14 protein-coding genes are annotated in these 12,912 nt (G+C 35.1%); 12 read left to right on the top strand and 2 right to left on the bottom strand.

Features of this window, described 5'->3' with window-relative positions:
* Positions 1–10 precede the first annotated feature (10 nt).
* Both AAGV33_RS00375 and AAGV33_RS00370 read right to left on the bottom strand, forming a co-directional pair.
* The gene (locus tag AAGV33_RS00375) at positions 11–1,501 is read right to left on the bottom strand and encodes a RagB/SusD family nutrient uptake outer membrane protein (protein WP_373389918.1); all 1,491 of its coding nucleotides are present in this window, start codon (positions 1,499–1,501) and stop codon (positions 11–13) included.
* Between the two features lie 8 nt (positions 1,502–1,509).
* Entirely contained in the window at positions 1,510–4,716 is a 3,207-nt protein-coding gene (locus AAGV33_RS00370) for a SusC/RagA family TonB-linked outer membrane protein (protein ID WP_373389917.1), read from the bottom strand.
* Between the two features lie 291 nt (positions 4,717–5,007).
* On the opposite strand from AAGV33_RS00370, the gene rpsL reads away from it, so the two are divergent.
* From rpsL to rplP, 12 genes are all read left to right on the top strand, one after another.
* The gene (gene rpsL, locus AAGV33_RS00365; protein ID WP_007136570.1) at positions 5,008–5,391 is read left to right on the top strand and encodes a 30S ribosomal protein S12; all 384 of its coding nucleotides are present in this window, start codon (positions 5,008–5,010) and stop codon (positions 5,389–5,391) included.
* A 117-nt stretch (positions 5,392–5,508) separates the two neighbouring features.
* Positions 5,509–5,985 carry a 30S ribosomal protein S7 gene (rpsG, locus tag AAGV33_RS00360; RefSeq protein WP_017495022.1) on the top strand — a complete coding sequence of 159 codons (477 nt, stop codon included), beginning with the start codon at positions 5,509–5,511 and terminating at the stop codon, positions 5,983–5,985.
* A gap of 10 nt (positions 5,986–5,995) precedes the next feature.
* Positions 5,996–8,152 (top strand): elongation factor G, encoded by a 2,157-nt coding sequence (gene fusA, locus AAGV33_RS00355; protein WP_373389916.1) that lies wholly within the window; start codon positions 5,996–5,998, stop codon positions 8,150–8,152.
* Positions 8,153–8,163: 11 nt separating this feature from the next.
* The gene (rpsJ, locus tag AAGV33_RS00350; protein ID WP_007803605.1) at positions 8,164–8,469 is read left to right on the top strand and encodes a 30S ribosomal protein S10; all 306 of its coding nucleotides are present in this window, start codon (positions 8,164–8,166) and stop codon (positions 8,467–8,469) included.
* A gap of 155 nt (positions 8,470–8,624) precedes the next feature.
* Positions 8,625–9,242, top strand: coding sequence for a 50S ribosomal protein L3 (gene rplC, locus AAGV33_RS00345; RefSeq protein WP_373389915.1), 618 nt, complete (start codon positions 8,625–8,627; stop codon positions 9,240–9,242).
* Positions 9,242–9,871: a 50S ribosomal protein L4 gene (gene rplD / locus AAGV33_RS00340; protein WP_373389914.1), complete on the top strand. Its 630-nt coding sequence runs from the start codon at positions 9,242–9,244 to the stop codon at positions 9,869–9,871. Before rplC ends, rplD begins: the two co-directional genes overlap by 1 nt.
* Positions 9,872–9,877: 6 nt before the next feature.
* Positions 9,878–10,168, top strand: a complete 291-nt coding sequence (rplW, locus tag AAGV33_RS00335) for a 50S ribosomal protein L23 (protein ID WP_161644179.1) — start codon at positions 9,878–9,880, stop codon at positions 10,166–10,168.
* Positions 10,169–10,177: 9 nt separating this feature from the next.
* Positions 10,178–11,002 (top strand): 50S ribosomal protein L2, encoded by an 825-nt coding sequence (rplB, locus tag AAGV33_RS00330; protein ID WP_373389913.1) that lies wholly within the window; start codon positions 10,178–10,180, stop codon positions 11,000–11,002.
* 7 nt (positions 11,003–11,009) lie between these two features.
* Positions 11,010–11,288: a 30S ribosomal protein S19 gene (rpsS, locus tag AAGV33_RS00325; RefSeq protein WP_024981511.1), complete on the top strand. Its 279-nt coding sequence runs from the start codon at positions 11,010–11,012 to the stop codon at positions 11,286–11,288.
* Between the two features lie 6 nt (positions 11,289–11,294).
* On the top strand, positions 11,295–11,708 hold the full coding sequence (gene rplV, locus AAGV33_RS00320) for a 50S ribosomal protein L22 (RefSeq protein ID WP_373389912.1): 414 nt from the start codon (positions 11,295–11,297) through the stop codon (positions 11,706–11,708).
* Between the two features lies 1 nt (position 11,709).
* Positions 11,710–12,459 (top strand): 30S ribosomal protein S3, encoded by a 750-nt coding sequence (rpsC, locus tag AAGV33_RS00315; RefSeq protein WP_373389911.1) that lies wholly within the window; start codon positions 11,710–11,712, stop codon positions 12,457–12,459.
* Positions 12,460–12,477: 18 nt separating this feature from the next.
* Positions 12,478–12,903: a 50S ribosomal protein L16 gene (rplP, locus tag AAGV33_RS00310; protein WP_373389910.1), complete on the top strand. Its 426-nt coding sequence runs from the start codon at positions 12,478–12,480 to the stop codon at positions 12,901–12,903.
* Positions 12,904–12,912 lie beyond the last annotated feature (9 nt).

Here is a 12,912-nt window from a genome sequence, read left to right as displayed (position 1 = left end):
TTTTATTTTTTTAATTATTTATGTTTGGATTAGCATCAATTTCTGATAATGGTATAGCGTAAATCATTCTTGTATCTAATGCGGGAATCACTAAATCAGCACCAGGCATAACAGGGTTTAATCTGCCGTCTTTTCTGTTCAAACCAATGCCATTTCTTGCCATATCAAAAGAAGCTACCCCATCACCCCATAATTCAACTCTTCTATACATCAAAATTTCATCTATAAGAGCTTGTCCAGTTTTACTAGATTTAACATAGCTATCATCTCTAATAGTGTTTAAATCAAATAATACCTGCTGAGCTTCAGTATTTTTATTTTGTCTAGCTAGAGCTTCAGCTTTTGTTAGATAAAATTCTGTATTTCTCAAATAAATGTAATCGCCAATAAACTCACCTGGGCCTGGCTCTGCTATAAACTTTAAGCTTGTATATTTTGGAATTGCAGCGTAATGAGCCCATGTGCCAGGAATTATAACGGTATTGGCTGGATAAAGTTGATCAGCAAACCATTTTTTTCTTTTGTCTGTAGATGGTATAAAATCATATAAATTAGAATTAATCGTTTTAATATGATCCCAACCATTATAACCGTCATTTATAGGACTGGAATGAGCAAAGAAAGAAGCATATGTTTCAGATGTGGCTGGTGTTACATCTGCTCCCCATAAAACTTCAGAAAGAGAAATGTCGTCGAATCCGTGAAGGACATCATCACTGATGCTTCCAACTTGCATAGCAATATCTGAGTATTTTTCGGCTTCTCCCCAATTTTTGTACGTTAAATGGTATCTTGCTAAAAATGCGGCTACCACGTTTGCATCAACTTCTTCTTTTGATGCTCTTTGGTATGATTCTAAGCCTTCATATGCTACATTTAAATCATCAAGGATCAGCTTTTTAACTTCGTTAATACTTGATTTAGGCTGGCCCACAAAATCCCCTTTATCTATAGGAATAGCTAATGTCGAATCATCTGATGTTGTGTGCTGATATATTCTTAATAAATAAAAATATGCTATAGCTCTGTATGCGTGTGATTTATATTTGAAAACCAAACTTTCTTCTGGTGCTGTAGGTGGAACTAAATTGATAATAGCATTAGAATTGTTAATAATTTTGTAGAAGAATTTCCAAATAAATTCATTGTCATTAGAAGTTAAGATAACGTTGTCGTAATTATTATAGAAGCCAAACCATGTATTACGACTCATGTCCATATCATTACTTCGTAAATCCATTCCAAGATCAACAGCTTTAATTCCAAATTCATCCTCACTAGATTCACCATCTCTAAAATAGGCTAAAATAGCGCCATCTAGAGCCTTTAAACCTTGTGTACTACCAGAATTTATAACTGCTGTAGCGTGTGAATCTGTAAATAATTCCTGTTTGTCAAATTCCTGATCTAAATCGGTACATGATGCTAAATTAGACAAAATTAATATCAAGAACATATAATTGATTATTCTTTTATACGGATATTTTTCAATTTTTTTCATGGTATTTTTTAATTTAATTTAACATTGATTCCAAGTGCAATTGTTCTGTTCGCCCCATATTCACTTGAAGACGAACCAACCAGACTAAGACGAGGATCGTATCCCTGTCTTGCACTGTATAATAAAAATCCATTATTTACAATTCCGTAAATTTTAACACTTTCAATATGGTTTCTTCTTAAAGCATCATTTTTTAACAGATACCCTAAATTAATATTAGATAAGCTTAAATAGCTTTGGTCTACAAGATACATGTCAGAAATTCTATATTGATTAGGGGATAACGGATCTACTCTAGGTAAGCTTGCTGTTGTATTTTCGATAGTCCATGTTTTATGATAATCTGGAAAATTAGTAATGTTTTGAGTGGCACCTAGTAGTGCGAAATACTCGTTATCCAATCCATAACCGCCTACTTGATAAGCAAATTGAAGGCCTAAAGAAAAATTTCCTAACTGTAAGTCTGCTCCAAAACCACCAGTAAAATCGGGTATTGCTTGTTTGTTCAGAAATTCCCTTCCAGATGTGACAGCACTTGCATAATCTTCGGTTATGATTTCTTCACCTGTAGTATCATCTTTTGTGAAGTATTGTGCATTCCCATTTTCAGGGTTAACACCTGCAGACCTTACCATGTAATAGTCATAAATGCTTCTTCCAACAGTTCTTCTAAAGCTACCAACCTGTATATTGTCTCTTGGGAGTTCTTTAATTACATTGTTAAGTGTGGATAGGTTGGCATTAAAGGTTAAGTTAGTTTTTTCTCTTTTCACTGCATTCCAAGATATTTCGGTTTCAATGCCACTATTTACCATTGTACCAAAGTTTTGAGGACTGGTCGCTTGTCCAGTTGAAAGTGGTATAGGAATGTTAAACAAAAGATCTTTTGAGGTTTTTCTAAAATAGCCTAAATTAACGTTCAACCTATTAAATAAACTCATGTTATATGCGATGTCAAAACTTGCTGCTTTTTCCCAAGTGATATCTTTATTTCCTAAATATTTTAAAGTTTGGGTTAATTGGCCATTGTTTTCACTTATCTCATATTGGTTTTCATACACAGTAAAGTTTCTTGTCTGAAATCCGTCTGGATATAAAATTCGGTCATTACCAGTAGTTCCATAGTTTACTGATAATTTAGCATAATTTATAATTTTAGAATCATTCATGAACTTTTCTTTGCTCATTATCCAAGAACCACCTGCTGACCAAAAAGCTCCCCATCGTGCATCAGGATGGAACACAGAAGAGGCATCGTATCTCCCCGACAAATTCAAATAATATTTGTTGTCTAATCCGTAAACAAATCTAGAGAAATAACCCTCAGTTACATATTTTGTGTTATAATTACTCGCGCCTATGTAAACAGATGTGTTGTCTAATACAGGGCTAAAATTTCCAATTATATTGTACTTAGTCAAACTCAATGTGTTAAAATTCTCTTCATAAGTTTCATGACCAAGAAGAAAGTCTACTTCATGTATTCCAAAATCTTTTTTCCATGTTAGTAGTTGTTGGTTGGTAAACGCAGAATAATTATCTTTAGTGTTTGTTAAAAGTCCATTTTGAGCCAATGCAAATGCACCTGCACCTGGTTTGGTAAAGTCAGTATTTTGATCAACTTCTACAAGGTAATTCATTACATATTCAAATTTTAAGTCAAAAGGCAAATCTACCTTGGTTCTAAATGCAGCATTAAAATTATCTTTAGCATTTGTTTCCTGCGTATTTTCTATAACCGCGAGTGGATGTTCGCCGGGGGCATAATTTCTAGGGCCTCTTACTATTCCACCACCAAAATCTTGTGCGAACCCAAAATCATAGGCAAATCCACCGGGATTATTATTGTTAACTATTGGATTCCAGTTGGCATCGTATTGATAAACTGGAAATATCGGTGCAATTCTTCTTGTCCATCCGAAAGCATTAGCAAAATTTGTTGATGGAGTGCCATCTGTTGGAGTAAAAGTAGCCGGTATTGCCTGGCTATTAGATTTAGCGTAAGATATATCACCACTCAAAGAAATTACTTTTACAATATTAGCAGCATTTACTTTTAGTCTTGCGGTACTTCTTTTAAAGTTACTCCTTACCGTGTAGCCATTATTTTCTTCATTCCCTAAAGAGAAGTAATAATCTATATCTTGATTGCCACCAGAGATATTTAAGTTTGTTGAAGTAAAGTTTGCTGAATCCCTGAATAGCACATCTTCCCAACTGTCATTTACTAATAAATTTGCAGAACTATTAAGTCTGCCAGTAATTGGATCAACCAATGCATTATCAGCAACATTATAAACATTGTAGCCTAATCTATCAATCAAATTATCACTAGCAAACTGTCTCGCCTGTTGTAAAGTAATTGGAGTTCCATCGGTATTTTGCCTATAATATTCAGAGTTGGTTAATACACTATGATAGGCTTCATAAAAATCTTTAGGATTCTTAATGATATTATATTCTTTTGAACCTCTTTGTGTTATTCCATACCTAGTATCAAAGTTTATTTGAGGCTTATTATTTCTTTTCCCCTTCTTTGTTGTAATCAATAAAACGCCATTTGATGCCTTATTGCCATACAATGAGGTAGAAGATGCGTCTTTCAAAACAGTAGTTGACTCAATATCCTGAGGATTTATACTACTTAAACTTCCTGAATAAGGTACTCCATCTAAAACAATTAAAGGAGAGCTATCAGCATTTATTGATCCAAACCCTCTAATTCTGATAATTGGATCTGCTCCTGGGTTACCGTCAGCTTGTGTTATTCTTAAACCAGAGACTAAACCCTCTAAACTTTGAGCAACATTAGAGAAAGTTGCGTTTTCTATTTTATCCGATTTTATAACACTAATTGATCCTGTAATTGCCTCTTTTTTCTGAGTGCCATAAGCTACAACTAGGACTTCGTCTAAACTTTGAGCGCTTTCCAACATTTTAACATTAATTTTTGTTGAAATTGCTTTGAATTCTTGAGATGACATCCCAATGAAAGAAAAAATCAACGTTTCAGTTGCTGTTGCTTTGATGCTATATTTTCCATCAATATCTGTTTGAGTGCTAGATTGCGTTCCTTTTATTAAAACGCTAACACCTGGTAAGGGTAGACCTGAATTGTCTGAGACAACTCCTGTTACTGTTCTTTCCTGTGAATAAGAAAGATGAGTTATTATCAGTAAGATTAGAGATAATAGTGTGTTGGATTTTAGTTTCATTGATTATCAATTTGGGCTTTCTAATAGCAAAATTCTTAAAAAATTGTTAAATATCCTAATGGATGTTTGTGGATTTTTTGTTTGGATGGTCTTTTTGAGAATTTGTTATAAATAATACTTTATTTTAATTAAATGTTATAATAATGTTATTGTTTTTTTAGTTATTGTTAGGTGTTTATGATGTTGTTGAAAATTAATGAATTAACATTTGTAGAGTAAAAAATAATTTATACATTTGCAACCCCGTAAAAAGCGGGAATTAAATTTACATAATAATTTTTAGTATTAATTATGCCAACAATTCAACAATTAGTAAGAACAGGAAGAACTCAGATAACTAAGAAGAGTAAATCGGTTGCTTTAGATTCTTGTCCTCAAAGAAGAGGGGTTTGTACGCGTGTTTACACTACTACACCAAAAAAACCAAACTCTGCAATGCGTAAAGTAGCGCGTGTACGTTTGACAAATGGTAATGAAGTGAATGCTTACATCCCTGGAGAAGGACACAATTTACAAGAGCACTCGATAGTATTAGTTAGGGGTGGAAGGGTAAAAGATTTACCAGGAGTTAGATACCACATCGTTCGTGGTGCGCTTGATACGTCAGGAGTAGCAGGAAGAACGCAAAGAAGATCTAAGTATGGTGCTAAACGCCCAAAAGAAGCAAAAAAGTAATTTAAAACGTTAAGAGTTAGAGGTTAGGAGTTGAGAGTTGAGGTTGAAACGTAAAGTAGAGATCTGTAACACATAACATTTAGCGGATGGCCCATAACTTTTTATTAAAAAAAAGACATGAGAAAAAGAGCGGCAAAAAAGAGACCACTTTTACCAGATCCAAGATTTAATGATCAACTGGTAACGCGTTTTGTGAACAACTTAATGTGGGATGGTAAAAAATCTACAGCTTTTAAAGTTTTTTATGATGCTATTGACATCATTGAATCTAAAAAGCAAAATGACGAGAAAACTTCGTTAGAAATTTGGAAAGATGCTTTAACAAATGTTATGCCTCACGTAGAAGTACGTAGTCGTAGAGTGGGTGGAGCTACATTTCAAATTCCAATGCAAATTCGTCCAGACAGAAAAATTTCTATGGCAATGAAGTGGTTGATACTTTATTCTAGAAGAAGAAATGAAAAGTCAATGGCACAAAGGTTAGCTTCAGAATGTTTAGCTGCGGCTAAAGAAGAAGGTGCGGCTGTTAAGAAAAGAATGGATACTCACAAAATGGCAGAAGCTAATAAAGCTTTCTCTCACTTTAGATTTTAATTCGTAAGAAATGGCTAGAGACTTAAAATATACAAGAAATATAGGAATTGCTGCTCATATTGATGCTGGTAAAACAACAACAACAGAGCGTATTCTTTTTTACACAGGTAAATCACATAAAATTGGTGAAGTACACGATGGTGCTGCAACAATGGACTGGATGGCGCAAGAGCAAGAAAGAGGTATTACTATTACTTCTGCTGCTACAACTTGTGAATGGAATTTTCCAACTGAGCAAGGTAAGGCTTTGCCAGAAACATTGCCATATCACTTTAATATTATTGATACTCCTGGGCACGTTGACTTTACTGTAGAGGTAAACCGTTCTTTACGTGTATTGGATGGTTTGGTTTTCTTGTTTTCTGCTGTTGATGGTGTTGAGCCACAATCAGAAACTAACTGGAGGCTTGCTGATCAATATAGAGTTCCTCGTATGGGATTCGTAAATAAAATGGACCGTCAAGGATCTAACTTTTTGGCAGTTTGTCAACAAGTAAGAGATATGTTGAAATCAAACGCTGTTGCGATTACTTTGCCAATTGGTGAAGAAAATGATTTCAGAGGTGTTGTTGATTTGGTTAAAAATCAAGCTATTGTTTGGCATGATGCTACTCAGGGAGCTACTTTTGATATTATTGATATCCCTGCGGATATGGTTGATGAAGTGAAAGAATACAGAGATATCCTTATTGAGGCAGTTGCTGATTATGATGAGAACTTGCTTGATAAATACATGGAAGATCCGGATTCTATCACTGAAGACGAAATCAATAAAGCGTTAAGAGCTGCAACTATGGATATGGCGATTATTCCTATGATTGCTGGTTCTTCTTTCAAAAACAAAGGAGTTCAGTTCATGTTAGATGCGGTATGTAAATACTTGCCATCTCCAATGGATAAAGAAGGTATTACAGGTATTCATCCTGATGATGCTGAATTGTTAGAGGAAGATCAAACTCAAATCTTGCGTAAGCCAGATGTGAAAGAGCCTTTCGCTGCTTTAGCATTTAAGATTGCTACTGATCCATTCGTAGGTCGTTTGGCTTTCTTCCGTGCTTATTCAGGAAGATTGGATGCTGGTTCTTATGTTTTGAATACTCGTTCAGGAAATAAAGAAAGAATTTCTCGTATCTACCAAATGCACGCTAATAAACAAAATCCAATCGATTATATCGAAGCTGGAGATATTGGAGCTGCTGTTGGATTTAAAGATATTAAAACTGGAGATACATTGTGTGATGAAAAACACCCAATTATTCTTGAGTCTATGAAATTCCCTGCACCGGTAATTGGTATTGCTATTGAGCCTAAAACTAAAGCTGACGTAGATAAAATGGGTATGGCTTTAGCTAAATTAGCTGAAGAAGATCCTACATTTACAGTTAGAACTGATGAGGCTTCAGGACAAACTATTATCTCTGGTATGGGTGAGCTTCACTTAGATATCTTAGTTGATAGAATGAAACGTGAATTCAAAGTTGAAGTAAATCAAGGTGAGCCTCAAGTTGAATACAAAGAAGCATTTACAAAATCTGCTCAACACAGAGAAACTTACAAAAAACAATCGGGTGGTCGTGGTAAATTCGGTGATATCGTATTTTTACTTGAGCCAGCAGATGAAGTTGATGGTAAGGTTCCGGTTGGATTGCAGTTTATTAATGCTGTAAAAGGTGGTAACGTACCAAAAGAATATATTCCTTCTGTTGAAAAAGGTTTCCGTGAGGCTATGAAAACTGGTCCTTTAGCAGGATACCAAGTAGATAGTTTGAAAGTAACTTTGTTAGATGGATCTTTCCACCCGGTGGATTCTGATGCGCTTTCTTTTGAATTAGCAGCTAGAATGGGTTATAGAGAAGTGGCTAAAGCCGCTGGAGCTGTAATTCTTGAGCCAATCATGAAAATGGAAGTTATTACGCCAGAAGAAAACATGGGAGATATCGTAGGTGATATCAACCGTCGTAGAGGTCAGGTGAATGACATGGGAGATAGAAATGGTGCTAAAACTATTAAGGCTGATGTGCCTTTATCAGAAATGTTTGGTTATGTTACAACATTAAGAACATTATCTTCTGGTAGAGCAACTTCTACAATGGAATTCTCTCATTATGCAGAGACGCCTTCTAATATTTCAGAAGCAGTAATCAAAAAAGCAAAAGGAAACGCTTAATCTTTAAGAAAATGAGTCAAAAAATCAGAATAAAATTAAAATCTTACGATCACATGTTGGTAGATAAGTCTGCTGAAAAGATTGTAAAAACGGTTAAGACTACCGGAGCAGTGGTAACAGGGCCAATTCCTTTGCCAACTCACAAAAAATTGTTTACAGTATTGCGTTCTCCGCACGTAAACAAAAAAGCAAGAGAGCAATTTGAAGTAATGTCATATAAGAGATTAATTGATATTTATTCATCTTCATCTAAAACTATCGATGCTTTAATGAAATTAGAATTACCTAGTGGAGTTGAAGTAGAAATTAAAGTTTAAGTTTTTTTTCAAGAGTAAATTAGAGCACTTTGTTTAAGTGAAAAGTTTTTTTGGATTGTGTGTAAATAAGTTATACTTTTGCACCACTTTAAAAAACAGCTTCACTTAAACGAATGTGTTCTGTTTTTATATTTAATAATTAATAATTAATATTTATGTCTGGGTTAATTGGTAGAAAAATCGGCATGACTAGTCTTTTTGATGAGAACGGGAAGAATATTCCTTGTACTGTTATTGAGGCAGGTCCATGTGTTGTTACCCAAGTCAGAACCAAAGGTGTTGACGGGTACGAAGCGTTGCAACTTGGTTTCGATGACAAAAACGAGAAACATTCCACAAAAGCGGCTTTAGGTCACTTTAAAAAAGCGGGAACTGTTGCTAAGAAAAAAGTCGTTGAATTCAAGGAATTTGCAACTGAACAAAAATTAGGAGATCTTATTGATGTTTCTATTTTTGCTGAAGGAGAATTTGTAGATGTACAAGGTGTATCTAAAGGTAAAGGTTTTCAAGGTGTTGTTAAACGTCACGGTTTTGGTGGTGTTGGTCAAGCAACTCATGGTCAACATAACCGTTTAAGAGCGCCAGGTTCTGTGGGAGCTTCTTCTTATCCATCTAGAGTATTCAAAGGGATGCGTATGGCTGGAAGAATGGGAGGAGATAATGTAAAAGTTCAAAACCTTAGAGTTTTAAAAGTAGTGGCTGATAAGAACCTACTTGTTATTAAAGGATGTGTTCCTGGTCATAACAACTCTTATGTAATCATTCAGAAGTAATGGAAGCAAAAGTATTAGATTTCAACGGAAAAGATACTGGAAGAAAAGTTCAACTTTCTGATTCAGTATTTGGTATAGAACCAAACAATCATGCAGTATATCTTGATGTAAAGCAATATCTTGCTAATCAAAGACAAGGAACGCACAAAGCTAAAGAAAGAGCTGAAGTGGCGGGAAGTACTCGTAAGATAAAAAAACAAAAAGGAACTGGTACTGCTCGTGCGGGTAGTGCAAAGAATCCATTGTTTAAAGGTGGTGGAACAGTTTTTGGACCAAGACCAAGAAGTTATTCATTCAAATTGAATAAAAACTTGAAAAGATTGGCGAGAAAATCTGCTTTCTCAATTAAAGCAAAAGAGTCAAACATAATTGTTCTTGAAGACTTTAATTTTGAAACACCAAACACTAAAAATTTCATTAACGTTTTGAAAGCTTTAGAGTTAGAAAATAAAAAATCATTATTTGTGTTGGGTGATACCAATAAAAATGTATATTTGTCGTCACGCAATTTAAAAGCAGCTAGCGTTGTAAGTAGTTTAGAATTAAGTACTTATGCTATTTTAAATGCTAATAATTTAGTGCTTTTGGAGAGTTCTTTGGAGGTAATTGAAGAAAATTTAAGTAAATAATAGGATATGAGTATCATAATTAAACCTATAGTAACGGAAAAAGTAACCAAAGAAAGTGAAGTTTTAAACCGCTTCGGATTTGTTGTTAACAAAAAAGCAAACAAAGTTGAAATTAAGAAAGCTGTAGAAGCTGCTTATGGAGTAACTGTTTTGAGTGTTAATACCATTAACGTAAGACCGGATAGAACTACAAAATACACTAAAAGTGGTTTAATCAGTGGAAAGACAAATGCTTACAAAAAAGCAATTGTACAAGTACAAGAAGGAGAAACAATTGATTTTTACAACAATATCTAAGATATAACAATGTCAGTAAGAAAATTAAAACCTATTACCGCAGGTCAGCGATTTAGAGTTGTGAATGGTTATGACGCCATTACAACTGATAAGCCGGAACGCTCTTTGATAGCGCCGATAAAAAACTCTGGAGGTAGAAATAGTCAAGGAAAGATGACCATGCGTTATACGGGTGGTGGTCACAAGCAGAGATATCGTATTATTGATTTCAAAAGAACTAAAGATGGAATTCCAGCTACAGTGAAATCAATTGAGTACGATCCAAACAGAACTGCATTTATTGCTTTATTAGCTTATGCTGATGGAGAGAAAACTTATGTAATTGCTCAAAATGGTTTGAAAGTAGGTCAGAAATTAGTTTCTGGTGCTGAAGCTCAACCAGAAATTGGTAATACATTGCCTTTAAGTAAAGTTCCATTAGGAACTGTTATTTCTTGTATCGAATTGAGACCTGGACAAGGAGCTGTTATTGCTCGTTCTGCAGGAACATTTGCTCAATTAATGGCAAGAGATGGAAAATATGCAACAATTAAAATGCCATCAGGAGAAACAAGATTAATCTTGTTGACTTGTTCGGCTACAATTGGAGCAGTATCTAATTCAGACCACCAATTAGTAGTATCTGGTAAAGCAGGTAGAACTAGATGGTTAGGAAGAAGACCTAGAACAAGACCTGTTGCAATGAACCCTGTTGATCACCCGATGGGTGGTGGAGAAGGTCGTTCTTCTGGTGGACATCCACGTTCAAGAAATGGAGTACCAGCTAAAGGTTATAGAACTCGTTCTAAGAAAAATCCGAGTAGTAAGTATATCGTAGAACGTAGAAAGAAATAATTAAGATATGGCACGTTCATTAAAAAAAGGACCTTTCGTTCATTATAAGTTAGAAAAGAAAGTTGAAGAAAACATTGCAGGTGGAAATAAAGGAGTGGTTAAGACTTGGTCTAGAGCTTCTATGATTACTCCTGACTTTGTTGGACAAACAATCGCAGTTCATAACGGTCGTCAATTTGTACCAGTTTACGTAACAGAAAACATGGTAGGTCACAAATTAGGAGAGTTTTCACCAACTAGATCTTTTAGAGGTCATGCTGGAGCAAAAAATAAAGGTAAAAAATAAGAAGCAATGGGAGTTCGTAAAAGAGAAACAGCAGATGCGAGAAAAGAGGCTAATAAGTCTATTGCTTTCGCAAAATTGAATAACTGCCCTACTTCACCTAGAAAAATGCGCTTAGTAGCGGACTTGGTAAGAGGTCAGAAGGTAGAAAGAGCACTTAACATTTTAAGATTCAGTTCTAAAGAAGCATCAAGAAAATTAGAAAAACTATTATTATCTGCAATCAACAACTGGGAGCAAAAAAATAGTGAAGGTAATTTAGAAGAAGCTGGATTATTTGTTAAAGAGATTAGAGTAGATGGTGGAATGATGTTGAAAAGACTTCGTCCAGCTCCACAAGGTCGCGCACATAGAATTAGAAAACGTTCAAATCACGTAACAATCGTGTTAGGAGCTATTAATAACACACAAGCAAATAATTAAGATGGGACAAAAGACAAATCCAATTGGAAATAGACTTGGTATCATCAGAGGATGGGACTCTAACTGGTATGGTGGAAATGATTACGGCGATAAATTAGCTGAGGATCACAAAATCAGAAAGTATATCCATGCTCGTTTATCAAAAGCTAGTGTATCAAAAGTAATCATCGAGAGAACTTTGAAACTTGTAACCGTTACTATCACTACTGCTAGACCTGGTATTATTATCGGAAAAGGTGGCCAAGAGGTAGACAAGTTGAAAGAAGAACTTAAGAAAATTACAGACAAAGAGGTTCAAATCAACATCTTTGAAATTAAAAGACCTGAGTTAGATGCTTATTTAGTTGCAACAAGTATCGCTCGTCAAATCGAAAGCCGTATTTCTTACAGACGTGCAATCAAAATGGCTATTGCTGCTTCTATGCGTATGAATGCTGAAGGTATCAAAGTTTTGATTTCTGGTCGTTTGAATGGTGCGGAGATGGCGCGTTCAGAAGGTTTCAAAGAAGGAAGAATTCCTTTGTCAACTTTCAGAGCCGATATTGATTATGCACTTGCTGAAGCACATACTACTTACGGTAGAATGGGTATCAAAGTGTGGATCATGAAAGGTGAAGTTTACGGAAAGAGAGATCTTTCTCCGCTTGCTGGAATGGACAAAAAACAATCTGGTGGAAAAGGTGGAGATGCTCCTCGTGGTAAATCTAACTTCTCAAAAGGAGGAAAACCAGACGCTCGTAAAAGAAAGTAATTTTTAAATTAAAGAAAAATGTTACAGCCTAAAAGAACAAAATACCGTAAGGTACAAAAAGGTAGAATGAAAGGGAACTCTCAAAGAGGGCATGAACTTTCTAATGGAATGTTTGGTATTAAATCTGTTCATGAAGATGGTATGTTTCTTACTTCACGTCAAATCGAGGCTGCACGTATCGCTGCAACTCGTTTCATGAAAAGAGAGGGACAATTATGGATCAAAATATTTCCAGACAAACCAATCACTAAGAAACCTCTTGAGGTACGTATGGGTAAAGGTAAAGGTGCCGTTGAATATTGGGCAGCTGTTGTTAAACCCGGAAGAATCATGTTTGAAGTTGGTGGGGTTCCATTATCAGTTGCAAAAGAGGCTTTGCGTCTTGCAGCTCAAAAACTACCAGTAAAAACTAAATTCGTTGTTGCTAGAGATTTCGAAGCATAATCTTATATT

This window comes from Flavobacterium magnesitis (assembly GCF_041729735.1).
Classification (GTDB): Bacteria; Bacteroidota; Bacteroidia; order Flavobacteriales; family Flavobacteriaceae; genus Flavobacterium; species Flavobacterium magnesitis.
The sequence above is the reverse complement of the archived record's forward strand: the minus strand, read 5'-3'. Positions and strand labels throughout refer to the sequence as shown.